Raw genomic sequence first — 23078 nt, forward strand, 5'->3', positions numbered from 1 at the left:
TCTAGGCTGCCGGGGTGGTCGCGTTCCGGTACACCGCCCACATCTGATGCATGCGCTCCGCCTGCCCCGCGGTGAACTCCGACATGCACTTGTCGTGCGCGTAGTCCATGAAGTTGTGCGCCGGGTCCAGGCCGGGGTGCTGCGCGCAGCTGTCCTTGTCCGCCGGGCAGGCCTCGGTCGGCCGGGCCTCCATCGGGGTGTCGGCGATGCCGTCGCCGGGCAGCTCGCAGCCGTTCTCGAACGTGTGGAAGAGGCCCAGCCAGTGCCCGATCTCGTGCACGCCGGTGAAGCCCCGGTTGTAGTTGGTCATCGCGCCACCGGGCAGGCTGCGCCAGTCGATCACGACGCCGTCCAGCCTGGGCGTCTCGTCATACCAGTACGGGTAGCTGGCGAAGCCCAGCATCTGCTCGCTGAGCTGGGCGATGTAGAGGTTGAGCGTGTCGGCGCCGCCGTGGTGCAGCGCCACCTTCATCGGCCGCTCGTTGCCGACGGGGTCGTTGAACCACAGGGCGTTGTCGGTGACCGAGATGCCATCCAGGCGGAAGCGCACGCCGGTGTCGACGCCGCCGTAGGTGCCGCCGTACGCGGAGTTGAGCGCGTCGATCTGGGCCTTGACGTCGTCGTCGGTCACCTTGCGCTCACCGCGCGTGATGACGTGCACGCGCGTGGGCACGGTGACCTGGGTGGGCGTCGTGACGCCGGCGAGCCGCTTGCCCAGCTCGACGAGGACCTTGGCCACGTCTTCGGGCTTGGGCGAGCGCGGCCCCGTCCTGCGGGGGACGTGGCCCGCGCAACGCGACGCCTGCGCCGCCTCGGTACGGAGCGGCGGCGTGAACCCGACCGCGAGCAGACATGCCAACGAGACGGCGGTCACGCGCCGGACCATGCAATCCCCCCACTACGTATCGAGCCGGTATGGCTACCGACCGTAGCTTGACCTGGGGAGATTACCGGTCAGCAACACTCACTGCTTGTTGTCGCCGCCGTCGCCGCCACCCGGGGGCAGGCCCTCGTAGATCTCCTTGCACTCCGGGCATACCGGATATTTCTTCGGATCGCGGCTGGGCACCCAGACCTTGCCGCACAGCGCCCGGATGGGCGTGCCCGTGACCATGCTCTCCGTGATCTTGTGCTTGTCCGCGTAGTGGGCGAACCGCTCGTGATCGCCGTCGCCGTGCGACGTCCGGGGCGTGGTCTCCTGCTCTGGGAGGATCTTCGTCGTGCTCACCCCACAGAGTTTATGCCCGACGACGACCAGGTCCCCCATATAGCGATACGGCCCCCGCCGCGTGGCGAGGGCCGTACGTGGAATCAGGCTCAGCCCATGTGGACGGGCGCGCTCTCGGTCTTCCTGCCGGCCTTGACGAACAGCGTCAGTACGGCCGTCAGCACCGCGATGCCGGTGCTGACCAGGAAGGCCACGTGCATGCCGTCCATGAAGGCGTTGTGCACGGCGTCGCCGATCTGCTGCGGCAGGCCGGGCGGGACGGAGCCGAACGCGGCGGCCTTCTCCAGCCCCGTCAGCTGGGCGGGCGGGATGGCCTGGGCCGCCGGGCCGAGGTAGCCGGGCAGCTTGTCGGAGATCTCACCGGCCATCACGGCGCCCAGGATCGCGGTGCCGAGCGCGCCGCCGACCTGCATGGCCGACTGCTGCAAGCCACCCGCGACGCCGGTCAGATTCACCGGGGCGTTGCCCACGATGATCTCCGTGGCGCCCACGAACACCGGCGACATGCCGAAGGCCAGCAGCAGGAACGGGATGCCGCTCTCGATGAACGACGCGTCGATGCTGAGCTGGGACATGAGGAACATCGAGAACGCGGTGATCAGCAGGCCCGTGGCCATCGTGATCTTCGGCCCCAGCCTGCCGATCGCCATGCCCGCCAGCGGCGAGGCGACGATCATGCCGGCACTCATCGGCAGCATGCGCAGGCCGGCCTCCAGCGGGGACAGGCCGTGCACGCCCTGGAAGAAGAAACCGAGGAAGAACATCGCGCCGAACATGGCGAACGCGACCATCATCATCAGCACGGTGCCGATGGAGATCGAGGCGTTCTTGAACAGCGACAGCGGCACCAGCGGCTGGCTCGCCCGGCTCTGCCAGAAGATGAACGCGCCGATCAGCACCACGAACAGGCCCGCGAAGGTCAGCGTCGTGCTGTCGCCCCAGCCCCACTCCGGAGCCTTGATGATCGTCCAGACGAGCGAGAACATCGCGCCGGACAGCAGCAGCACGCCGAGCCAGTCGATCCGCGCCAGCGTCTGCGCGCGGTTGTCCTTGATCAGGATGGTGCCGAGGACGAGGGCGGCGAGGCCGACGGGGGCGTTGATGAAGAAGACCGTCTCCCAGCTCGCGTTCTCGACCAGGAGGCCGCCCACGATCGGGCCGGCGGCGCTGGACAGGCCGATGATCGCACCCCAGGCGCCCATGGCCTGGTTGAGCTTCTCACCCGGGAACGCTCCACGCAGCAGCGCCAGGGCGGCCGGCTGGAGCAGCGCGCCGAACAGGCCCTGCAGCACCCGCAGGGCGATCAGCGCGCCCACCGGGGAGAGGCCGGGAATGATGTCGGCCAGCTCGGCGCTGAGTCCGATGCCCACCGAGGAGACGGCGAACCCCGCCACGCCGATCAGGAAGACCCGCTTGTGCCCGAACAGGTCGCCGAGCTTGCCGGCGGTGATCAGGAACACCGCCAGGGCCAGCAGGTAACCGCTGGTCACCCACTGCAGGTCGGACAGCGAGGCCTTGAGGTCGGCCTGGATCGACGGGTTGGCGATGCCCACGACCGTGCCGTCGAGCATGACCATGATGACGCCCAAGCTGACCGCCAGCAGCACGAGCCAAGGATTGCCGCCGGCCCCCGTTTTCACCGGGCCGTGCGATGACGGCGCATCCACCGCCTTCGCGTGAGCCATGAAGTCCCCCTAAGTACACGAACCGCCCCATACCGGGGCATAGATCTCGTAAGCCTCAGGTAATCTATGACAGTCGCTGACTAATGACAAACGAGTTTTATTCGTCGTCGTATGACTTATGGCACACTGTGACAGAAAGGTTTCGAGGGAGTGACTGCTGTGGGTCTACGGGAACGCAAGAAGGAGAAGACGCGCCTGGCGATCCTCGACGCCGCGCTCGACCTGTTCCTCGAACAAGGATACGAGTCGACCACGGTGGAGCAGATCGCGGGGGCCGTCGAAATCTCCCCGCGCACCTTCTTCCGCTACTTCAACAGCAAGGATCACCTGGCGCTGTGGCACCACGACCACGGCGAGGAGATCATGCTCGAGACGCTGGCGTCCCGCCCGGAGGATGAGTCGTCCTTCACCTCGCTCATGCACGCCATGCGCGCGGTCGTCGGCGACCTGGAGGGTTCAACGGGCGAGGACAGGGCGAGGTTCCTGAAGCTGCGGCGGCTCATGGAGGACCACCCGAGGCTGGTGGGCATGTCCGTGGCCAGGGGCGCGGCGACCGAGCGCCGCCTCATCGAGGTGATCGCCGCACGCAGGGGCGTGGACCCCGACGAGGACATGCTCACGCCCTTGATCGTGGCGTTCGCCGCCTGCACCCTGCGCGTCGGCTTCGAGTGCCCGCGCCGCGACAGCGGCCTGCCGGAGATCACGCAGCGGATGGCGGAGACGATCGAGCTGGCCGAGCGCTCGCTGCGGCCCGGCTGGGACCGCTAGTCAGTTCATCGTCGGGTCGTCCGGGCAGGTCGCCACGAAGGCCAGCTCGCCGGGCTGCCGCCGCAGCACGTGCCGCCACAGCGCGCGGGGATCGGCGTGGAAGGTGTCGCCGACCTCCGAGTCGACCACGTACCAGGCGCCTTCGGCGATCTCGCTCTCCAACTGGCCCGACGACCAGCCCGCGTACCCCGCGAAGATGCGCATCTGCGCGATCTCCCCCTGCAGGATCTCGGGCGGCGCGTCCAGGTCCACCGTCCCGATCCTGGAGACGGCCGGGGTGCCCGCGTGCAGCCTGCGCCAGCCGAGCGGCTCCTCGCCGCTGGGGACCGCCGCCAGCGCGAGCGCGCTGTCCGTCTGCACGGGCCCGCCCTCGAAGAGCACGGAGGGCCCGGTCACCAGCGGATCCCACACGGGCAGCACCTGGGTCACGGAGATGTCGCTCGGCCGGTTGAGCACCACCCCCAGGGTGCCGCCGTCGTGGTCGTGTTCGAGGATCAGCACGACGCTACGCCGGAAGTTGGGGTCGTCGAGAAGCGGCGTCGCCACCAACAAACCGCCGACGTAGATCGCTTCCGCCATACCTCCATCATGAAGGGTTCGCGAGGCTCGCGCTCCCCCAGTGCGTCGATGTTACTTTTCGTGGTCACTTGGGCACCTTCTGTAGCAAAGATCACTCGTTGGGGGGAGCTCATGCATATCAGGACACGTCTCGTGCTGGCCGCACTACCGGTCTGTGCGGTCCTGTTCCTCCCCCAGAGCGCGCAGGCGTGGCCCTGGCATGAGGATCACGGCGACCCGTTCACGATGACGGTTGACGACGTTCACTGCCGTTCGGGGCGCGCGCACGTCACCCTGCACAACCTGACCCAGGAGGCCGCCCGCTTCGACGTCCAGGCCGACGGGGTCAGCGTGGCGAAGGGGGCCATCCCGGCCCACAAGTCGATCGTCAGGCAGGTGACGGTGGCCAAGGGCAGCACCGCGGACGTGGAGGCGTACTCGCTGGGCGACCCGCAGCGGGAAACGCTCGTCGACTCCAGCCGCGTCAAGAACGACTGCCCCTGGGGCCACCACCTGGACAACCTGCCCTTCACCGGCCCGCCCGCCGACCTCATGGGGAAGCTGGCGACGGCGGGCGGCCTGATCGTGGTGGGCGGCATCCTGTGGTGGTACGGCTCCATCTGGCCGCGTTCGACCCCGTGAGCTAGGGCTCTTCCACGACGAACGCGCCGGCCCTGGCGGCGGCCAGCGTGCGCGCCACGGACCGTTCCGCGTCCTGCTTGGTCACCGGCTCCCTGGTGACCACCAGCCGGTAGTAGAGCGGGGCGGAGATCGCGCGGATCACCTCCGCGCCGTCGGTGCCCGCGGGCAGCTCGCCCCGCTTGACCGCCAGGTCCACGACGTTGGCCCACTCCGCGATCCTGCGCAGGTAGAAGGCGCGCAGCGCGCCGGCGGCCTGCTCATCGCTGGTGGCGGCGGCGATCACCGCCTGGAACGTGGCGCCGAGCCGCCCGTCGTTGATCGCCCCCAGTACGGACAGCGCGTTGGCCCGCAGGTCGGCCTCGACGCCGCCCGTGTCAGCATGGGGCGTGGACTGGTTGGCCAGCTCGGTCATGAGATCGGTGACCAGGCCCGCCCTGCTCCCCCAGCGCCGGTAGACCGTGGTCTTGCCGACGCCCGCCCTGGCCGCCACCTGGTCCATGGTCAGGCCGTGGAAGCCGTGCTCGACCAGCTCGTCCTGCGTGGCCTCCATGACGGCCGCGCGCACCCGCGCCGTGCGGCCCCCTGGCCGCACGGTTCCCGCCGAACGGGAAGGTTGGTCCATCTACGCTCCTTGTCGCAACGTTCCATTTTAACGGAACTGTCATCCCATTAAGGATTGACGGCGCATTTCCCCCACCTTCTGGACGCGGCCATGCGAAGATCGGTTCCATCCCTTCGACCGTTCGGCAATACCGAACGAATCTGCGCTATGGTGCGGGCTGTGGGAGAGACGATTCAGTCGGTCGAGCGGGCGGCCGCGATCCTGAGGCTGCTGGCCTCGGGGCCGCGCCAGCTCGGGGTGGCCGAGCTGGCCAGGGCGCTGGGCCTGCCCAAGGGCACGCTGCACGGCATCCTGCGCACGCTGGTCCACGTCGGGTTCGTCGAGCAGGACCCGGCGAGCGGGAAATACCGGCTCGGCGCCACGCTGCTCCATCTCGGCAGCAGCTATCTCGACGTCAACGAGCTGCGCACCCGCGCCATCAACTGGGCCGACGCCCTCGCGGGGCGCAGCAGGGAGAGCGCCTGGATCGGCACCCTCCACGAGGGCCACGTGCTGGTGATCCACCACGTGTTCCGGCCCGACGACAGCATGCAGACGCTCCAGGTGGGCACATACCTGCCGACCCATGCCAGCGCGCTTGGCAAGGTCCTGCTCGCCCACGACCCGTACGGCGAGCCGCCCGCGCCGCCGCTGCAGCCGTACACGAAGAACACGATCGTCGACCCCGCGGCGCTGGAGAAGGAGCTCGGCCTGGTCAGGACGCGCGGCTGGGCCTCCGAGACGGAGGAACTCACCGAGGGCGAGGTGGCCATCGCCGCGCCCATCAAGGACCCGCGCGGCCTGGTGGTGGGCGCCATCGGCATCCGCGGCGCCGTCGAGCGGCTGGCCCCCGGCGGCGCCCTGCACATGGAGTTCGTCTCGTACGTACGGGACGCCGCCCGCGCGATCACCCGCTCACTTGAACATCCCTAAGACCAGGAAATAGCATTCGTTCGGCATTGCCGAACCAGAACCAAGCGAGGAACCCCGTGCCTCGAACTCAATACGTCGCCGCCATCGACCAGGGCACCACCTCCAGCCGCTGCATCGTCTTCGACCAGGCCGGCAACATCATCTCCGTCGCCCAGCGCGAGCACCGCCAGATCTTCCCCAAGCCCGGCTGGGTCGAGCACGACGCGGCCGAGATCTGGCAGGCCGTGCAGGGCGTGCTGGCCGAGGCCGTCAGCGGCGCCGGCATCGAGGACGGCCAGATCGCCGCGCTGGGCATCACCAACCAGCGCGAGACCACCGTGCTGTGGGAGCGGGCCACCGGCCGGCCCGTCTGCCCGGCGATCGTCTGGCAGGACACCCGCACAGATCAGCTGACCCGGGCGCTGGCCGAGCACGAGGGGCTGTTCAAGGAGAAGGCCGGGCTGCCGCTGGCGACGTACTTCTCCGGGCCGAAGATCCGCTGGCTGCTGGACGAGAATCCGGGGCTGCGGGAGCGGGCCGAGCGCGGCGAGGTGCTGTTCGGGACGATGGACAGCTGGCTGCTGTGGAACCTCACCGGCCGCCACGTCACCGACGTGACCAACGCCAGCCGTACGATGCTGATGAACATCCACACGCTGGCCTGGGACGACGAGCTGCTCGACGCGCTGGGTGTGCCCCGCGCGATGCTGCCGGAGATCCGCCCGTCCGCCGAGGTCTACGGCCGCACCGCGGCGGGCGTCCCCGTCGCCTCGGCGCTCGGCGACCAGCAGGCGGCGCTGTTCGGCCAGACGTGCTTCGCGCCCGGCGAGACCAAGAGCACCTACGGCTCCGGCAGCTTCCTGCTGATGAACACCGGCCACGAGCCCGTCGTCTCCAAGCACGGCCTGCTGACCACGGTCGGCTACCAGATCGGCGAGGGCCCGGCCACGTACGCGCTGGAGGGCGCGATAGCGGTGACCGGGTCGCTGGTGCAGTGGCTGCGTGACAACCTGGGCCTGATCTCCAGCGCGGCCGAGATCGAGACGCTGGCCAGGACGGTCGACGACAACGGCGGCTGCTACTTCGTACCGGCCTTCTCAGGGCTGTTCGCGCCGCACTGGCGCTCGGACGCGCGCGGCGTGATCGCGGGGCTGACCGGGTTCGTCACCAAGGGGCACATCGCGCGGGCCGTACTGGAGGCCACGGCGTGGCAGACCCGCGAGGTGGTCGACGCGATGAACGCCGACTCCGGGCTCGACCTGACCACGCTGCGCGCCGACGGCGGCATGACCGCGAACAACCTGCTCATGCAGACCCTCGCCGACGTCCTCGCGGTGCCGGTGATCCGGCCGATGGTGGCCGAGACCACCGCCCTGGGCGCCGCCTACGCCGCCGGGCTGGCGACCGGCTACTGGCCCGACGTCGACAGCCTGCGCGCCAACTGGCACAAGGCCGCCGAGTGGCGCCCGGCCATCGACGAGGCCGCGCGCGAGCACGAATACCGCAACTGGAAGAAGGCCGTGGCCCGGACCCTCGACTGGGTCGAGCAGTAGGTCAACAGGTAGGGAGCATGGCAATGACGACGACGACCGCCGCAGACCGCGCGCAGACCCGTGAGGAGCTCTCGCGCACCGCCTACGACCTGCTCGTGATCGGCGGCGGCATCCTCGGCACCTCCGTGACCTGGATGGCCGCGCAGGCCGGGCTGCGGGTGGCGATGGTCGACGCGGGCGACTTCGCCGGCGCGACCTCCAGCGCCTCCTCCAAGCTCGTCCACGGGGGCCTGCGTTACCTGCAGACCGGCAACGTCCGGCTGGTCGCCGAGAACCACCGCGAGCGCCGCGCCCTGGCCGCCGACATCGCGCCGCATCTGGTCAAGCCGCTGACGTTCCTGGTGCCGATCTACAAGGGCGGGCCGCACGGGGCGGCCAAGCTGGGCGCGGGGGTGTTCCTGTATTCGGCGCTGTCGGTGTTCGGCGACGGCATGGGCAAGGTGATCACGCCCCACCAGGCGCTGGCCAAGGTGCCCGCGCTGCGTACCGAGGGGCTGCGGGCCGCCGCCGTCTACGGCGACCACCAGATGAACGACAGCCGCGTCGCGGTCATGACCGTACGGGCCGCCGCGGACGCGGGCGCGGTCGTGCTCAACCACGCCGAGGTCGTCGGGCTGCGCAAGACGGGCGGCACGGTCACGGGGGCCGACCTGCGCGACCGGCTCGACGGGGCCGAGTTCGGGGTCTCCGCCCGGCTCGTCCTGAACGCCACCGGGCCCTGGGTGGACCACCTGCGGCGCATGGAGGACCCGGACGCCGCGCCCAGCATCCGGCTGTCCAAGGGCGCCCACCTGGTGCTGCGCCGCCACGAACCGTGGAAGGCGGCGCTGACCACGCCGATCGACAAGTACCGCGTGTCGTTCGCCATCCCGTGGGAGGACCACCTGCTGCTCGGCACCACGGACGAGGCGTACGAGGGCGATCCGGGCGGGGTGCGCGCCACCGAGGCCGACATCGCGCAGATCCTCGACGAGGCCGGCCACGCCGTACGCGACGCCCAGCTCAGCCGCGAGGACATCACCTACGCCTTCGCCGGGCTGCGCGTCCTGCCCGGCGGCCCCGGGCAGGTGACGGCCGCGAAGCGGGAGACCGTGGTGACCAGGGGGGCGGGCGGCATGCTCTCGGTCGCGGGCGGCAAGTGGACCACCTACCGCCACATCGGCAGGCACGTCCTCGACACGCTCGCCCACCTGCCCGGCCGGCCCCTGGGCGACGACCTGGCCGACATCCTGCCCGCCGTACCCCTGCCGGGCCTGGCCAGCCCCGACGCGGTGGCCCTGCGGCTGTGGACCGACCGCGACCCGGGCGCGCGCATGGATCCGCTGGTGGCCAGGCACCTGGCCACGCACTACGGGTCGATCGCGTTCGACCTGGCCCGGCTCATCCGCGAGGACCCCGCCCTCGGCGAGCGCATCCACCCGGACGGCCCCGACATCTGGGCCCAGGCGGTCTACGCGCGCGACCGCGAGTGGGCGGCCACGGTGGACGACGTCGTACGCCGCCGCACGACGCTGACGGTACGCGGGCTCGACACGCCTGACGTGCGCGATCGCATCGCCGCCCTGCTCACCTGACCCGGATCTGGGCAGGGGGTAGTCATGTGCACTCCGATGAACGAAGCCCTGCTCAGGCACTTCCGCGACCTGCGTGACGGCGACCACGGAGGGGCCGTCACGCGGGAGGACAAGGAACACGTTTTCGCCACGGCGGCCGAGCTGCTCGACCCGGTGGCACGCAGAGCCCTCGACGAGCTCAACGCCGACCTGCTGCTCGGCACCGGTGAGGTGGTGGCCAGCGGGGTCACCCGGTCGCGCGAGGGCGGGCTCAACGCGATGTGGTCGCTGACGTGGCCGGAACAGCGCGCCACCCACAACCAGCCGATCGCGATCGTCGCCCACTACGGCTGCGACTTCCACCACCCGCATTTGCGGGGCAACACGGTCGGGGACTGGCCGCTGAACGTCTTCGGCCGTGCGGACGCCGAGGCCCAGCTCGACACGCTACGCGCGATCGCCGCCGGCGACGCCCACAACCTCGTCTTCCAGGAGAGCTACCACCTCATCCCAGCCATAACCACCCAACCCGCCTGACACCCCACCTCCCGGCCCCGGGTCCGGCGACCACTTCACGCGCGGCGGTGCGGCGAACAGCCCGTGCGGCGGAGCCCGGCGCAACGCGGGCGGCGGGACGGGCGCACGGTGGAACCCGGCGTAAGGAGCACGGCGGCGGGACGGGCGGGTGCCACGGAGCCGGTCAAAGGATCGCCGTAGCGGCGGCCGGCCACGTGCGGGTCAGCGGCCGTCCCCCTGGAGGCCCCTCAACCACGGACGGCGGTAGGCGCCGCCCGTGCTCCGCCGTAAAAAACGATGCTTCTCACGCCACGGACGGCGGTTGGCGCCGCCCGTGCTCCGCCGTAAAGAACGATGCTTGTTATGCCTCGGTGAAGCCGCGCGCCCGGCCACCCGCCGACTCGCGCACCGCGGCCGCGACGGCGCCCGCAACGTCGGGGTGGAAGACGCTGGGGACGATGTAGTTGGGGCCCAGCTCCTCCGGCGTGACGACGGCGGCGAGGGCGCCGGCCGCGGCCAGCAGCATCTCCTGCGTCACCCCGTTGGCCTGCGCGTCCAGCAGCCCCCGGAAGACGCCCGGGAAGGCCAGCACGTTGTTGATCTGGTTGGGGTAGTCGGAGCGCCCCGTGGCCACCACGGCCGCGTGCTCGCGCGCGTCGTCCGGCGACACCTCGGGCTCCGGGTTGGCCAGCGCGAACACCACCGCGTCCTTGGCCATCGTCGCGATGTCGTCGCCCGTCAGGATGCCCGGCGCCGAGACGCCGACGAAGACGTCGGCGTCCTTGACCGCCCCCCGCAGGTCGCCCGAGTAGCCCTCGGCGTTGGTGTGGTCGGCGATCCACTGCAGCGACTCGTCGAGGTCGTCACGCCCGCGGTGGACGGCGCCCAGGTAGTCGCAGACGACCACGTTGCGCGCGCCGGCGGCCAGCAGCAGGCGCAGCACCGCGTTGCCGGCCGCGCCCGCGCCCGCCATGGTGATCTTGACGGTCGCGATGTCCTTGTCGACGACCCGCAGCGCGTTGGTGAGCGCCGCGAGCACGCAGATCGCCGTGCCGTGCTGGTCGTCGTGGAAGACGGGGATGTCGAGCAGCTCGCGCAGCCGCCGCTCCACCTCGAAGCAGCGCGGCGCGCCGATGTCCTCCAGGTTGATCCCGCCGAACCCGGGCGCGATCACCTGCACCGTGCGGACGATCTCGTCGACGTCCTGCGTGTCGAGGCAGATCGGCCAGGCGTCGATGCCGGCGAAGCGTTTGAACAGCGCCGCCTTGCCCTCCATGACCGGCAGCGCGGCCTCGGGGCCGATGTTGCCCAGGCCCAGCACGGCCGAGCCGTCGGTGACGACGGCCACCGTGTTGCGCTTGATGGTCAGGCGCCGGGCGTCCTCCTTGTTGCGTGCGATGGCCATCGACACGCGCGCCACACCCGGGGTGTAGGCCATGGACAGCTCGTCGCGGTTGCGCAGCGGCACCTTGGACTTCATCTCGATCTTGCCGCCGAGATGCATGAGGAACGTGCGGTCGGACACCTTGTGGATGACGACGCCCTCGACCGCCTCGAGCTGGTCGACGATGGCCTGGGCGTGGTCGGTGTCCCTGGCCGCGCAGGTCACGTCGATGCGGAGCTTCTCATGGCCCGCGTTGGTGACGTCGAGGGCTGTGACCACACCCCCGGCCGACTCTACGGCGTGGGTGAGCTGGCTGACGGCCTTGCCGCCGGCCGGCACCTCGAGACGCACGGTGATGGAGTACGACACACTCGGGACGGTCGCCACGTCAATCGCTCCTTCGGGACTGACCAAGAATTCCCCCATGATAGGGGGCGCCAGGTCAATCCAGTGCCTCGGCCGCTGTGACAATGAGCTCGACGCAGGTGGGAACGGGGATCGTGGTGCTGTCGACGACCAGATGATATTGACAGGAATCCGTCGGATCCGCCCGATAAAAGTGCCGTACGTAGGCCATCCGGGCACGGTCGTTGTCCTCGATGACCCGGCGGGCCTCGCGCTCGCTCATCCCCGACAGCGTGGCCGTCTGCCGGATCCTGCGCTGGATCGGCGCGTCGAGCCGGACGTGGAGCGCGCCCGGGTGGTCGGCCAGCACCACGGCCCCCGCCCGGCCGAGGAACACCCCGCCCTGGTCGCGGGCCATGTCCTTGAGCATGCGTTCGGTACGGCGGACGAACTCCTCCGGCGCGTACGGCATCGCGCCGGGCACGTACATGTCGACGCCGCCGAACGTGACGGTCGGCAACCGCATCGCTCCCGAGAGCAGCCGCCCGAGGCCGTGCTCGGCCCGGTCGTCGTGCGCGAGCGCCTCCTCCAGCGTGCAGCCCAGCTCCTGGGCGACCGCGCTGGGGATGGCGCGGTCGACGAAGGGCACGCCGAGGCGCTCCGCGACGGCCGGGCCGATCTGGCTACCGGCCGTGCCGTATGTCGCGGATATGGTGACGACCCGCATACACCCAGGTTAGAACAGTGCGCTCGCCAAAGCTCTACGTGCTTTCGCCAAAGATGGATCGTCGGCCGGCAACGCGTCGAACAAGCCGAGCAGGTGGCGCCTGGCCTTGTCGCGCTCGTCGCCCGAGGTGCGCTTGACCACGGCGATGATGCGGCTGAACGCCTCGTCGACCGAGCCGGACAGCATCTCCAGGTCCGCGGCGAGCAGCTGCGCCTCGATGTCGGCGGGGTCCTGCAGCCGCCGCTGGACGTCGGCGGGGTCGGCGCTCTCGGTGCGCTTGATGAGGCTGACGCCGGCCAGGCCCATCTTGGCGTCCTCGTTGCCCGGCGCGCGGGCCAGCAGCCGCTCGTACGCCGCCGCGGCCGCGTCGAGGTCACCGCCGTCGATGGCCTGCTCGGCGGCCACCAGGTCGGGGTCGGCGGGCGGCCCCGCGGGCGCCTCCTGCTCGCCGGGCTCCGCCGCCGTGGGCCGGGCGTCGGGGTTGGCCTGGTAGAACTGCTCGACCGCGCCCATCAGCTCGTCGAGCCAGCGGCGCACCTCCTGCTCGGGCAGCACCTGCTGGAAGCCGGTGACGGCCTGCCCCTGGAAGATGGCCAGCACGGTCGGCACGGCCTGCACGCGCAGCGCCTGGGCGATCTGCGGGCTGGAGTCGACGTTGACCTTGGCCAGCACGGCCCGGCCGCCGAGATCGCCGACGACCTTCTCCAGCACCGGGCTGAGCTGGGCGCTGCCCGGCGCCCGCGGCGACCACAGGTCGAGGACCACGGGTGTGGTCATCGAGCGGTCGATGACCTCGGTCGTGAACGTCTCCTCGGTCACGTCCACGATCGAGGCCGACGCGGCCGCCTGGGGACCCGCCGCCTCCCGCCGGGCCTGCGCCTCGAGGGCCTGCTTGCGCGCGCCCAGGTCAATCGCTCCGTAGAGCGACCCGGGCCTAGAGAAGTCCGCCATGCTCTTCATCTTGCCGCATCACCAGGGCGGCGCAGTCACCCGCCGCCCTCTTGGAAGTCGCCCGCCGCCACCCGGAGGGTGCGCAACTGGGTGAACATCCGGTCGAGTTCGTCCTCGGCGTACATGGTCAGGCCGAACTCGGCGCCCATCAGGTCGCGGGTGGCCCGCTCCACGACGTCCCGGCCGGCCTTGGTGATCTCGGCGAGCACGCCGCGCCCGTCCCGCGGGTTGGGCAGCCGACAGACGAACCCGGACTTCTCCAGCCTGTCCACCGTGTTCGTGACGCTGGTGGGGTGGACCATGAGCCGTTCGCCGATCTTCGACAGCGGGAGCGCGCCTGTCTTGCTGAACGTCAGCAGGACCAGCGCCTCGTACCGGGCGAAGGTCAGGTCGTACGGCTTCAGGAGCGAGTCGAGCTGCGACAGCAGGATCTGGTGGGCTCTCATGATCGAGGTCACGGCGGCCATGGCGGAGGAGGGCCCGAAGTGGGCACGCCAGCTCTCCGCGGCCCGGTCGATGGGGTCGAACGGCAGGTTGAGCGGCTTGGGGTGCGACACAGCGCATACGGTAGCGCGCCCCTCGTCCCGGTTCGTCTGGTGACCTGGAGCGACAGGCTTCCCCGCTTGACCAAGAATCCGGACGTCAATCATCACGCTCAGTTATGGTTCTCGTACGTATGGTGACGCAGAAGCCAAGTCCATCGGCCTGTGGGGACAGGCCGGACTCATTCGCTTCGGCCTTGCCGAGGGGCACGGGGGGTGCTTGATGAAGGTCAACGGGGAAAAGGGTGCGTGAGCACGCGGGCATTTCACGAGAGGAGCTGAAGCAGAGCGCGGCCGTCACGGTGGCCGTGCTCCTGGCGATCGGGCTGCTGGCGGCGTGGAATGTCCTGATACCTGGCGTGGACGCGTGGGAGAACATCGTGGCCGCGGTCATCGGCTCGTTGCGGATGACCGGGCCGGTGGCCGCCGCGTTCGCGGCGTGGGTGGCGTTGCGCAAGCGCAGGGCGTTGCGCGGGCGCCCGCTCACGACGTGGCGTGCGCTCAAGGCGCCGCTGGCGATCGTGGTGGTGGTGCTCGGGTCGTTCGGTGCGACGGTGCTGGTGTTGGCGGTCAAGACGGTGCTCACCGACCAGTCGGGGCGGCTGAGCCTGTCCGGCCTGGGCATGGGCATGGCGGGGCTGGCGCTCTACTCGGTGATCGGCTGGGTGGCCGGCTGGGTGGTGCCCAAGGCGTTCACGCCGCCGCTGGCCGGGCTGGCCTGCTATGGACTGTTCTCGTGGCTGGCCGACGACCGGGGCTGGGCGGACAAGCTGGCGCCCGGCACCGGGGAGCCGTACGACCTGTTCCAGGGGTTGAGCGGGGCGCCGTTCTTCGACCAGACGATCTGGCTGCTCGGCATCACGGCGGCGCTGCTGCTCGGCTGGGCGGCGCTGGTGACCAGGCAGGCGCTGGTGCTGGCGTGCGCGCTGCTGTCCGTGCTGGCGGCCGGGATGGGCGTGTCGCGGGTGCTGGCCCAGCCGAAGCCGGCCGCCGCCGTGGACATCGCCTACAGCTGCCAGGACTGGCCGATCACGGTGTGCGTGCACCCGGGGATGCGGGCGGGGCTGACCGAGCTGGGGGCGGCGTTCACGCAGATCGCCTCCCGGCTGGCGGGGACGCCCGCCGCGTTCACGCGGGTGGAGCAGCGGCCGCTGGAGGAGGAGCTGAAGCCCTCGAACGGCCTGGCGCCCGTCCACGTGCCCGACCTGTCCGCGGGGTTCGCGGAGGAGGCGGCGTACGAGTACATCGAGTCCCTGGCCGCCCGCTGCCCCGGCACGGTCGCGGACGGTTACCGGGAGATCGTGATGGCGTGGCTGCGCGGGGAGCCCCTGCCCGGCGGGCCGCTGCCCGAGCACCAGTACGCGGCGTCGTGGTTCTCGTGGCTGAGCGAGCACCAGCGCAGGGAGTGGCTGCGGATGTTCTACAGCGACTTCCAGAACTGCGGGCTGTCGAGCATGTACTTCGGCGGCGGGGGCGCGGCGCGGCCGCAGGTGGCGCCGTCGGCCCGCCCGACGCCGGAGTCGAGCCACGTCTACCCCGTGTACCCGGAGGGCGAAGGCACACCGAACTCGGCCCCCAGCGCGTCCATGGCCGGTCTGAGCTAGGCGGCGGCCGATGGATCGGAAGATGTCACCAAACGGCTGGCAATGATGATCGCCCGACGGGTAGTCATGCACCCATGACGACTTCCCGTACGACGCCGCTCGAGGTGACCACCGCGCGGCGCCGCAGGTGGCGATACGTGGCGGGTTTCCTGGTCCTGGCGGTCCTGCTCGTGGTGGGCGGCCGCCTGGCCTGGACCTGGCTCAACCCGCTCGGCGAACAGGTCATCGACCGCAGTCAGCCGGTGCTCCTGCAGTCCATCAAGGACCTCAGCCGCTTCGAGGCCGCCACGGGGAACTTCCAGGTGGTCGTGGACCTGGAGAAGGACGCCAACTTCCTGCCCGACGCGATCAAGGGCACCCGCACGCTGTTCGTCGGGGCGGGCGGGGTGGACGCGTACGTGGACTTCTCCGGCCTGGCCGGGAACGCCGTGACGGTGTCGGAGGACCGCACCCAGGCGACCGTGCTCCTGCCCCGTTCCCAGCTGGAGAAGCCCAACCTGGACAACAGTCGCTCGTACGTGTACGCGCAGCAGCGCGGGCTGTTCGACCGGGTGCAGGACTTCCTGTCCGGGTCGCCAGGGGACCAGCGCGAGCTCTATCTGCTGGCGGAGAAGAAGATCACCGAGGCGGCGGTGGCGAGCGACCTGCGCGCCAGGGCGGACGCCAACACCAAGGCCATGATGACCGGCCTGCTGAAGTCGCTCGGCTTCACGAAGGTCACGGTGAAGTTCACGGACGAGCCCTAAGGACGGCTCACGGGCACCTTAGTCGCCTGGTGTGCCTGCCTAAGTACCTTCCTATCTGGCCTTACGTCCGGAGATAAGGCATCCGCCCGATGTGTCCGGGAGGGCCTTAGGAGGAGTCTTAAGAGTGCAGGGAAGAAGCACGAGCCACAAGGGGCCTCAATGAACGCCGAACTCGAGTACACCGTGATGCAGCACCACGCCTCCGAGCTCCGCCGCGCCGCGGCCGAGCAGCGGCGGGTGCGCGAGGCGCAGAAGAGCCTGCGGCCGGAGCGCCGCAACCGCTCGGTCTTCGCCAAGTTCCTCGCTTCATGACCGTCCACAAGCAGCCCGGCCGCACCCTCCCTCGCGGCCGGGCTGAACAGCCCCCGTAGGGGGCGACGTCAGGGACCCGAATCCTGGTGGGTCCCTGCATCGCGGAGCCCCGGTCCATTCCTGGTCGGACCGGGGCATCGCGCTGTCCGGGCCGAAACGGCTCAGACGGTGATGACGGCCTTGCCGCGCACCTGTCCCCGTTCCAGGCTGCGGACGGCCTCGGGGACCTCGCTGAGCGGGTACGTCCGGTCGACGACCGGCGTGACCTGACCGGAGCCGACGAGCTCGGCCACCGCTCGCAGGTCGGCCTCCCGGAACGACATGAAGACCACGCGGAGCCGCTGGCGGGCGAACGGGTCCAGCAGCACCGTCCGCATCTGACGGTCGGTGCCGGCCAGCCACCGCCCGCCCCGTTCGCCGCCGACGATGACCACCGTTCCGCGGGGCGTGAGGGCGCGGCGCAGGTGGCGCAGCGGGCGGTTGCCCGCCGTGTCGATGATGACGTCGTAAGGGCTCCCCTGGTCAGCGAAGTCCTCCCGGGTGTAGTCGACGACCTCGGCCGCGCCGATCGACCGTACGAGGTCCGCCTTCGCCGCGCTGCACACGCCCGTGACCTCCGCCCCGGACGCCTTGGCGAGCTGCACCGCATACGTCCCCACTCCCCCGCCCGCGCCGATGACCAGCACCCGCTGCCCCGCCCGCACCCGGGCCTGGTCGCGCAGCGCCTGGAGGGCGGTGATGGCCGAGGTCGGCACTGCCGCGGCGGGCTCGAACGCGAGGTCGCCCGGGATCGGCGCGAGCCGGTCCTCGCGGGCGCACGCGTACTCGGCGAAGGCCCCGCCGCCGCACGTGCCGAACACCCGGTCGCCGGGCCGGAACCGGGTCACGCCCGCGCCGACCTCCTCGACGACCCCCGCGACGTCGGTGCCGGGCCGGCCCTTGGGCTTACGCAGCCCGATCGCCGGACGCATCAGGTATGGGATGCCGGTCATCATGTGCCAGACGCCCATGTCGAGCCCGGCCGCGCGCACGCGTAACAGCACGTCGGTCTCACCGGGCGATGGCTTCTCGATGTCCCGAAATTTCAAGACATCGGCGGGCCCGTACTCGTCCTGAACGATCGCCTTCATGGTCACTCTCCCTCTGGATACTGGAACACGTCATCGAGCGGGACCCCGAAAACCCGCGCGATCTGGAACGCCATCTCCAAGGAGGGCGAGTAGCGGCCCTGCTCGACGGCGATGATGGTCTGCCTGGTCACGCCGACCCGTTCGGCCAGCTCCGCCTGCGTCATCTCCCCGCGGGCGAACCGCAGGGCCCGGATCGAGTTCGTGACCTTGGTGGACTTCACCATGACGGCAGGCCCCGGCGGTAGGCGACGATCTTCAGCGCGGACCCCAGCACCGACGAGAGCACGAACGCCAGGTAGATCACGTTCGCGATCCAGAAGTAGTCGACCTCGGCCAGGGCCATCCACAACGCCGCCAGCCCGCCCAGAACGAGGCACCACTGGCCGGCGTATTGGCCGTAACGCCAGATCTCGCGGTCACGCTGGTCCTTCATCCCGGCGCCTCGGCGGAAGACCGCCGAGAGCGCTATGTCGAGGACGATCGTCGCCGCGATCGCACCCCCGATGCTCCACAGCAGCGTCGCCGCGTAGGGCACCTCCGCGATGGAGGTGCCGCCCGCTCGGCCGAGGATGATCGCGATGTACGTGCCGTACGCGCAGACCGAGACCACGGCCATGATCCACGCGCGTCTCTCTTCGGATGCCATGCCTCGAATGTAAAACATCCCGGACTTCATGTCTAGAATTCTTTACATCGCCGAGCGCGAGAAGGGCCCCGGGGCTCTCCCCGGGGCCCGCGAAGACTCCTACTGCTTGGGGACCGAGATGATCAGCGCGTCACCCTGGCCGCCGCCGCCGCAGAGCCCGGCAGCGCCCAGGCCGCCGCCCCGGCGCTTCAGCTCGTACGCCAGCGTCAGCACGATCCGCGCGCCCGAGGCCCCGATCGGGTGGCCCAGGGCGATGCCGCCCCCGTTGACGTTGACCTTGTCCGGCGGCACGCCCAGCTCCTTGGCGGACTGCAGGACCACGCTGGCGAAGGCCTCGTTGATCTCCACCAGGTCCAGGTCGCCGGCCGTCGCGCCCTGCTTCGACAGCGCGTGCTTGATGGCGTTGGCCGGCTGGGACTGCAGGGACGCGTCCGGGCCCGCGACGTTGCCGTGCCTGCCTATCTCCGCCAGCCACTCCAGGCCCAGCTCCTCGGCCTTCGACTTCGACATGACCACGACGGCGCAGGCCCCGTCGGAGATCTGCGAGGCGGAGCCGGCCGTGATCGTGCCGTCGGCGGCGAAGGCCGGGCGAAGCTTGGCCAGGGTCTCCGGGGTGGTGTCACCGCGTACGCCCTCGTCCTCCTTGACGATCAGCGGCTCGCCGCGGCGCTGCGGGATCTCCACCGGGACGATCTCCTCGTCGAAGAGGCCGTTCTTGATGGCGGCGGCGGCCAGCTGGTGGGAGCGGGCCGACAGCGCGTCCTGCTCCTCCCGGCCGATGCCGAGCCGGGCGTTGTAGAGCTCCGTCGACTCGCCCATCGCGCGCTGGTCGAACGCGCAGAACAGGCCGTCGTGGGCCATCGAGTCGACGACCTGCGAACCGCCGTACTTGACGCCCTTGCGCAGGCCGGGCAGGAGGTGGGGGGCGTTGGTCATGGACTCCATGCCGCCGGCCACCACGATGTCGAACTCGCCCGCGCGGATGAGCTGGTCGGCCAGCGCGATGGCGTCCAGGCCCGACAGACAGACCTTGTTGATGGTGACGGAGGGGACCGTCATGGGGATGCCGGCCTTGACGGCGGCCTGGCGGGAGGGGATCTGGCCCGCGCCGGCCTGCAGGACCTGGCCCATGATGACGTACTCGACGGCCTCCGGCGCGACCCTGGCACGCTCCAGCGCGGCCTTGATGGCGACGCCCCCGAGGTCCACGGCGGCCAGCCCGGACAGGGATCCCAGGAGCTTGCCGATGGGCGTGCGAGCTCCGGCCACGATGACGGAACTGGACATGACGGGGGCCTCCTACGCTCACGTCGGGTTCTTTGACACCATACCCACGAGTAGGCGGACGCTCGCTATGGAGGTGGGCCACATATGTTCATGCGGATCGACCACATCGGAATCGCGTGCAAGGACATCGAAGAGAAGATCGCGTTCTTCTCGGAGACGTTCGAGCTGACCGTGGTCGCCAGGGAGGTCAACGAGGAGCAGGGCGTGAAGGAGGCCATGCTGCGCATCTCCGACGGCGAAGGTGGGGGCTCCTACATTCAGCTTCTGGAACCTCTCTCTGAGGACTCTCCTGTGGGAAAATTCCTCGCTAAGCGTGGCGAGGGCGTCCATCATGTGGCATTCGGGGTTCCCGATGTCGCCCAGGCGATGGCTAAGATCAACGAGAAGGGTGTGAGGCTCCTGGATGAGCGTCCCAGGCACGGGTCGATGGGCTCCGAGATCGCGTTCCTGCACCCCAAGGACGTGGGAGGAATGCTGACGGAGTTGGTGCAGGCGGCCAAGCCCTAACACCGGACCTGACAAATGTTAAAAAACGTTCATATGTAACTAGTCACGCAGAAAGTTGGACGGGGCTTCGCAGGTGGCACCAGCGGAGTACGCTTGACCTTCCACCGGACATGGAGCCTGCCCTTTGGCACAGGCTCCTGGATCGGATGCCCCGAACCCCCCGTCCGGCCCGTGTAGCCGTCTCGACAACCCAGGATTGAGCCTCCATGCAGTCCGACATCGACGCCCAGCTCAACAATTTCTTCGAGGACGCCCCCGCACGCGAGTTCGACGTGGTGCTCCGCGGTTACGACCGGCATCAGGTCCACGATCATCTGAAGCAGCTAGACGGAGAGCTACGGCAGTCCCGCGAGCAGGTGACGAGCCTGCAGCGCGACCTGTCCGACTCCCAGCGCCAGTTGCAGGAGCAGGAGCGCCCCACCTACTCCGGTCTCGGCGCCCGCATCGAGCAGCTGCTCCGCCTGGCCGAGGAGCAGGCCACGGAGCTCGTCCAGGCCGCCAGGTCCGAGGCCAACGAGATCAAGGCCGCGGCCAAGGTCGAGGCCGCCGACATGCGGGCCGCCGCCGAGGCCGAGGCCGCCGAGAAGCGCGCCGTGGCCACGCGGGAGAGCGACGAGATGCGCTCCGCCGCCGATCGCGACGCCGAGGAGACCCGCTCGACCGCCCGCCGCGAGGCCGACGAGCTGACCAACACCACCGATCGCGAGGTCGCCAAGCTGCGGGCCACCGCCGACCACGAGGTGGCGGAGAAGCGGGCCGACGCCGAGCGGGAGATCGCCAAGCTCCGCACCACCGCCGAGCGCGAGGTCGCCCAGCTGCGGGCCTCGACCAAGCGCGAGCGCGACGAGGTGCTGACCACCGCCAAGCGGCAGGCCGACGAGATGCGCGCGCAGGCTCAGCGGGTGCTGGAGGAGTCGGAGGCCAAGCGGGCGCAGGACGAGGCGGAGTTCGAGATCCAGCTCGCCTCCCGCCGCGAGGAGGCCGAGCGCCAGGAGGCCGAGCGCCACGCCACCGCCCAGGCCAACACCCAGCGCATGGTCGCCGAGGCCGAGCAGCGCGCGGCCACGGCCGAGTCGCGGGCCACGAAGGCCACCCAGCAGGCCGAGCAGACCCGCCGCGAGGCGGACCTGCACGCCAAGCAGCTTGTCGCCAACGCCCGCAAGAGCTCCGAGACGATCGTCGCCGAGGCCAAGACGAGCGCCGACACGATCGTCACCGAGGCGAAGAACGAGGCCGAGCGCACCCGCACGACCATGCAGCGCCAGGTCGACGAGCTCACCCGCCAGCGCGACAGCATCACCAGCCACCTCGCCCAGCTGCGCCAGCTGCTCGGCGGCGCGGCCCTGCCCGGCATGGAGCCGGAGCCCGCGGTCACGGCGGCCCCGGCCAAGCCGGCGCTCGCCGCTCCCGTGGCCGAGGCCCCGGCCACGACGCCCGCGGCGAAGGTCGAGAGCAAGTCCGAGGACGACGCCGAATGGTGGCAGGAGTAACCACCGGCCCACAGGTCGGGACTGCACACGGGGGCTGAAGAGCAGGTTGGAGAGAGCCTGGCGATCCGATGGTCGCTAGGCTCTCTCTTTGCTGTTTACCGACAATCTCGGGAGTGTCGCCTTGTCCGCGGATGTCGATCCCACCGCCCCGGAGCCCACCGAGTCCGCAGAAGCCACGACCACGAAGAGAGCTGCCACGGCCCAGGAGGGCGACGGCGGCCCTCAGCCGTACGGACTGCCCGGGAAGCCGCTCGCCCGCGGCCCCTTCCTGTTCGGGCTGGTCGGCGGGCTGGGGGTGCTGACGGCGATCGCGATCGCCCAGATGGTCGTCGCGTCGCTGAGCACGATCATCCTGGTCGTCGTGGCGATGTTCCTGGCCGTCGGCCTCAACCCGGCCGTCGAGGCCCTCCAGCGTCGCGGCCTGGCCCGGCGGGGCGCGATCTCGATCGTGTTCGCCGGGGTCATCGTGGCGTTCGCGCTGTTCGGCCTGGCCGTGGTGCCGCCGGTGAGCCAGCAGCTGTCGGAGTTCGTGGCGGCGGTACCCACGTACGTCACCGAGCTCGGCAAGAACCCGACGCTGCACCAGCTCGACTCCGAGTACCAGATCCTGGCGCAGCTCAAGACGTTCGTGACGTCCACGCTGGGGCCGTCGCTGGCCAGCGGCATCATGGGCGCGGGGCTGGTGGTGCTGAACGGCGTCTACACCACGGTGACGCTGCTGGTGCTCATGCTCTACTTCCTCGGCTCGCTGCAGACGATCAAGGACTACCTGCTCAAGCTCGTACCGGCCTCCCGCAGGACCCGGACGAGGGCGATCAGCGAGCAGATCCTCTCCGGCATCGGCGGGTACGTGGCGGGCAACGTGCTCATCTCGGTCATCGCGGGCTTCCTGACCTGGATCTTCCTGTCCATCGCCGGAGTGCAGTACGCGCTCGCGCTCGCCCTGGTCGTGGCGCTGACGGACCTGATCCCGCTGGTGGGCGCAACGATCGGCGCGGTGCTCGTGACCGGCGTCGCGCTGCTGCAGTCGGTGCCCGCGGGAATCGCGTGCGCGGTCTTCTTCGTGATCTATCAGCAGGTCGAGAACTACTTCATCTATCCGAGGGTGATGAAGCGCTCGGTGGACGTGGCGCCGGCGGTGACGGTGATCGCCGCGCTGTTCGGCGGGGCGCTGCTGGGGATCGTCGGAGCGCTGCTGGCCATTCCGGTGGCGGCGGCCATCGCGTTGATCGTCCGGGAGGTGGTCCTGCCGCGCCAGGACCACGTCTGAGGGCCTCCCGGGGAGGGGCCGAGTCCCAGTTGCCGACCGCGCCCCCGTCGCCCGTCTCACTCCGGCTGAGCTCCTTCGGGCCGGGGATGGGTGCGTGGGCGGGCAGCCGGCCGCCGGGTGG

At 70.2% G+C, this 23078-nt stretch carries 25 protein-coding genes; 12 read left to right on the forward strand and 13 right to left on the reverse strand.

The window, feature by feature from the left end; genetic code table 11:
• Position 1: 1 nt before the first annotated feature.
• From ACWDRB_RS33610 to ACWDRB_RS33620, 3 genes are all read right to left on the reverse strand, one after another.
• Positions 2-874, reverse strand: coding sequence for a zinc metalloprotease (locus ACWDRB_RS33610; RefSeq protein WP_449900488.1), 873 nt, complete (start codon positions 872-874; stop codon positions 2-4).
• Between the two features lie 90 nt (positions 875-964).
• Positions 965-1228, reverse strand: coding sequence for a DUF3039 domain-containing protein (locus tag ACWDRB_RS33615; protein ID WP_364840022.1), 264 nt, complete (start codon positions 1226-1228; stop codon positions 965-967).
• Positions 1229-1317: 89 nt separating this feature from the next.
• Complete coding sequence (locus ACWDRB_RS33620) at positions 1318-2913, reverse strand: DHA2 family efflux MFS transporter permease subunit (protein ID WP_449900492.1); 1596 nt, start codon at positions 2911-2913, stop codon at positions 1318-1320.
• Positions 2914-3072: 159 nt separating this feature from the next.
• Between ACWDRB_RS33620 and ACWDRB_RS33625 the strand changes: the two genes are divergently transcribed.
• Positions 3073-3681, forward strand: coding sequence for a TetR family transcriptional regulator (locus ACWDRB_RS33625; protein ID WP_350730083.1), 609 nt, complete (start codon positions 3073-3075; stop codon positions 3679-3681).
• On the opposite strand, the gene ACWDRB_RS33630 is transcribed toward ACWDRB_RS33625, so the two are convergent.
• Positions 3682-4260, reverse strand: a complete 579-nt coding sequence (locus ACWDRB_RS33630) for a YqgE/AlgH family protein (RefSeq protein WP_350730081.1) — start codon at positions 4258-4260, stop codon at positions 3682-3684.
• A gap of 111 nt (positions 4261-4371) precedes the next feature.
• Between ACWDRB_RS33630 and ACWDRB_RS33635 the strand changes: the two genes are divergently transcribed.
• Positions 4372-4881: a hypothetical protein gene (locus tag ACWDRB_RS33635; RefSeq protein WP_364266362.1), complete on the forward strand. Its 510-nt coding sequence runs from the start codon at positions 4372-4374 to the stop codon at positions 4879-4881.
• Between the two features lies 1 nt (position 4882).
• Here ACWDRB_RS33635 and ACWDRB_RS33640 read toward each other — a convergent pair whose 3' ends face one another.
• Entirely contained in the window at positions 4883-5503 is a 621-nt protein-coding gene (locus ACWDRB_RS33640; RefSeq protein WP_449900496.1) for a TetR/AcrR family transcriptional regulator, read from the reverse strand.
• 159 nt (positions 5504-5662) lie between these two features.
• Here ACWDRB_RS33640 and ACWDRB_RS33645 point away from each other — a divergent pair, with 159 nt between their 5' ends.
• Genes ACWDRB_RS33645 through ACWDRB_RS33660 form a run of 4 tightly spaced genes read left to right on the forward strand, consistent with a single transcriptional unit; the run spans position 5663 to position 10037 of the window.
• On the forward strand, positions 5663-6415 hold the full coding sequence (locus ACWDRB_RS33645) for an IclR family transcriptional regulator (protein WP_449900498.1): 753 nt from the start codon (positions 5663-5665) through the stop codon (positions 6413-6415).
• 56 nt (positions 6416-6471) lie between these two features.
• The gene (gene glpK / locus ACWDRB_RS33650) at positions 6472-7947 is read left to right on the forward strand and encodes a glycerol kinase GlpK (protein ID WP_449900500.1); all 1476 of its coding nucleotides are present in this window, start codon (positions 6472-6474) and stop codon (positions 7945-7947) included.
• Between the two features lie 17 nt (positions 7948-7964).
• Positions 7965-9521, forward strand: a complete 1557-nt coding sequence (locus ACWDRB_RS33655) for a glycerol-3-phosphate dehydrogenase/oxidase (RefSeq protein ID WP_355207317.1) — start codon at positions 7965-7967, stop codon at positions 9519-9521.
• A gap of 36 nt (positions 9522-9557) precedes the next feature.
• Positions 9558-10037 (forward strand): hypothetical protein, encoded by a 480-nt coding sequence (locus ACWDRB_RS33660; protein ID WP_350730072.1) that lies wholly within the window; start codon positions 9558-9560, stop codon positions 10035-10037.
• Positions 10038-10377: 340 nt separating this feature from the next.
• Here ACWDRB_RS33660 and ACWDRB_RS33665 read toward each other — a convergent pair whose 3' ends face one another.
• Genes ACWDRB_RS33665 through ACWDRB_RS33680 form a run of 4 tightly spaced genes read right to left on the reverse strand, consistent with a single transcriptional unit; the run spans position 10378 to position 13980 of the window.
• The gene (locus ACWDRB_RS33665) at positions 10378-11787 is read right to left on the reverse strand and encodes an NAD-dependent malic enzyme (RefSeq protein ID WP_364266371.1); all 1410 of its coding nucleotides are present in this window, start codon (positions 11785-11787) and stop codon (positions 10378-10380) included.
• 55 nt (positions 11788-11842) lie between these two features.
• A complete protein-coding gene (locus ACWDRB_RS33670) occupies positions 11843-12472 on the reverse strand; it encodes a cytidylate kinase-like family protein (RefSeq protein ID WP_350730068.1) in 630 nt (209 codons plus the stop codon).
• 9 nt (positions 12473-12481) lie between these two features.
• Complete coding sequence (locus ACWDRB_RS33675) at positions 12482-13423, reverse strand: tetratricopeptide repeat protein (protein ID WP_355207325.1); 942 nt, start codon at positions 13421-13423, stop codon at positions 12482-12484.
• Positions 13424-13458: 35 nt separating this feature from the next.
• Positions 13459-13980: a MarR family transcriptional regulator gene (locus tag ACWDRB_RS33680; protein WP_318787341.1), complete on the reverse strand. Its 522-nt coding sequence runs from the start codon at positions 13978-13980 to the stop codon at positions 13459-13461.
• Between the two features lie 230 nt (positions 13981-14210).
• On the opposite strand from ACWDRB_RS33680, the gene ACWDRB_RS33685 reads away from it, so the two are divergent.
• The 3 genes from ACWDRB_RS33685 to ACWDRB_RS33695 all read left to right on the forward strand — a co-directional run bounded on the left by ACWDRB_RS33685 (position 14211) and on the right by ACWDRB_RS33695 (position 16627).
• Positions 14211-15569 carry a hypothetical protein gene (locus ACWDRB_RS33685; protein WP_449900506.1) on the forward strand — a complete coding sequence of 453 codons (1359 nt, stop codon included), beginning with the start codon at positions 14211-14213 and terminating at the stop codon, positions 15567-15569.
• Positions 15570-15643: 74 nt separating this feature from the next.
• Positions 15644-16315: a DUF4230 domain-containing protein gene (locus ACWDRB_RS33690; protein WP_449900508.1), complete on the forward strand. Its 672-nt coding sequence runs from the start codon at positions 15644-15646 to the stop codon at positions 16313-16315.
• Between the two features lie 159 nt (positions 16316-16474).
• Positions 16475-16627, forward strand: coding sequence for a hypothetical protein (locus tag ACWDRB_RS33695; RefSeq protein WP_363962810.1), 153 nt, complete (start codon positions 16475-16477; stop codon positions 16625-16627).
• Positions 16628-16788: 161 nt separating this feature from the next.
• Here ACWDRB_RS33695 and ACWDRB_RS33700 read toward each other — a convergent pair whose 3' ends face one another.
• The 4 genes from ACWDRB_RS33700 to ACWDRB_RS33715 form a co-directional block, all read right to left on the reverse strand.
• Positions 16789-17757, reverse strand: coding sequence for an NAD(P)-dependent alcohol dehydrogenase (locus ACWDRB_RS33700; protein ID WP_449900510.1), 969 nt, complete (start codon positions 17755-17757; stop codon positions 16789-16791).
• Positions 17758-17759: 2 nt separating this feature from the next.
• The gene (locus ACWDRB_RS33705; RefSeq protein ID WP_397368869.1) at positions 17760-17981 is read right to left on the reverse strand and encodes a helix-turn-helix transcriptional regulator; all 222 of its coding nucleotides are present in this window, start codon (positions 17979-17981) and stop codon (positions 17760-17762) included.
• A complete protein-coding gene (locus tag ACWDRB_RS33710; RefSeq protein WP_397368870.1) occupies positions 17975-18403 on the reverse strand; it encodes a hypothetical protein in 429 nt (142 codons plus the stop codon). The genes ACWDRB_RS33705 and ACWDRB_RS33710 overlap by 7 nt, the downstream gene beginning before the upstream one ends.
• A gap of 99 nt (positions 18404-18502) precedes the next feature.
• Positions 18503-19690, reverse strand: a complete 1188-nt coding sequence (locus tag ACWDRB_RS33715; protein WP_449900515.1) for an acetyl-CoA C-acetyltransferase — start codon at positions 19688-19690, stop codon at positions 18503-18505.
• Between the two features lie 84 nt (positions 19691-19774).
• Here ACWDRB_RS33715 and mce point away from each other — a divergent pair, with 84 nt between their 5' ends.
• From mce to ACWDRB_RS33730, 3 genes are all read left to right on the forward strand, one after another.
• Positions 19775-20197: a methylmalonyl-CoA epimerase gene (gene mce, locus ACWDRB_RS33720; protein WP_319712687.1), complete on the forward strand. Its 423-nt coding sequence runs from the start codon at positions 19775-19777 to the stop codon at positions 20195-20197.
• A 206-nt stretch (positions 20198-20403) separates the two neighbouring features.
• The gene (locus ACWDRB_RS33725) at positions 20404-21687 is read left to right on the forward strand and encodes a DivIVA domain-containing protein (RefSeq protein ID WP_350730055.1); all 1284 of its coding nucleotides are present in this window, start codon (positions 20404-20406) and stop codon (positions 21685-21687) included.
• A 121-nt stretch (positions 21688-21808) separates the two neighbouring features.
• Complete coding sequence (locus tag ACWDRB_RS33730; protein WP_449900518.1) at positions 21809-22957, forward strand: AI-2E family transporter; 1149 nt, start codon at positions 21809-21811, stop codon at positions 22955-22957.
• Positions 22958-23078: the final 121 nt, after the last annotated feature.

The organism is Nonomuraea sp. NPDC003707, from assembly GCF_053587055.1.

Coding starts and splice junctions, on each gene's coding strand:
- ACWDRB_RS33620 (WP_449900492.1), bottom strand. CDS start 2,913: ATGGCTCACGCGAAGGCGGTGGATGCGCCGTCATCGCACGGCCCGGTG.
- ACWDRB_RS33630 (WP_350730081.1), bottom strand. CDS start 4,260: ATGGCGGAAGCGATCTACGTCGGCGGTTTGTTGGTGGCGACGCCGCTT.
- ACWDRB_RS33635 (WP_364266362.1), top strand. CDS start 4,372: ATGCATATCAGGACACGTCTCGTGCTGGCCGCACTACCGGTCTGTGCG.
- ACWDRB_RS33640 (WP_449900496.1), bottom strand. CDS start 5,503: ATGGACCAACCTTCCCGTTCGGCGGGAACCGTGCGGCCAGGGGGCCGC.
- ACWDRB_RS33655 (WP_355207317.1), top strand. CDS start 7,965: ATGGCAATGACGACGACGACCGCCGCAGACCGCGCGCAGACCCGTGAG.
- ACWDRB_RS33660 (WP_350730072.1), top strand. CDS start 9,558: ATGAACGAAGCCCTGCTCAGGCACTTCCGCGACCTGCGTGACGGCGAC.
- ACWDRB_RS33670 (WP_350730068.1), bottom strand. CDS start 12,472: ATGCGGGTCGTCACCATATCCGCGACATACGGCACGGCCGGTAGCCAG.
- ACWDRB_RS33675 (WP_355207325.1), bottom strand. CDS start 13,423: ATGGCGGACTTCTCTAGGCCCGGGTCGCTCTACGGAGCGATTGACCTG.
- ACWDRB_RS33690 (WP_449900508.1), top strand. CDS start 15,644: ATGACGACTTCCCGTACGACGCCGCTCGAGGTGACCACCGCGCGGCGC.
- ACWDRB_RS33695 (WP_363962810.1), top strand. CDS start 16,475: ATGAACGCCGAACTCGAGTACACCGTGATGCAGCACCACGCCTCCGAG.
- ACWDRB_RS33700 (WP_449900510.1), bottom strand. CDS start 17,757: ATGAAGGCGATCGTTCAGGACGAGTACGGGCCCGCCGATGTCTTGAAA.
- ACWDRB_RS33705 (WP_397368869.1), bottom strand. CDS start 17,981: ATGGTGAAGTCCACCAAGGTCACGAACTCGATCCGGGCCCTGCGGTTC.
- ACWDRB_RS33710 (WP_397368870.1), bottom strand. CDS start 18,403: ATGGCATCCGAAGAGAGACGCGCGTGGATCATGGCCGTGGTCTCGGTC.
- ACWDRB_RS33715 (WP_449900515.1), bottom strand. CDS start 19,690: ATGTCCAGTTCCGTCATCGTGGCCGGAGCTCGCACGCCCATCGGCAAG.
- mce (WP_319712687.1), top strand. CDS start 19,775: ATGTTCATGCGGATCGACCACATCGGAATCGCGTGCAAGGACATCGAA.
- ACWDRB_RS33725 (WP_350730055.1), top strand. CDS start 20,404: ATGCAGTCCGACATCGACGCCCAGCTCAACAATTTCTTCGAGGACGCC.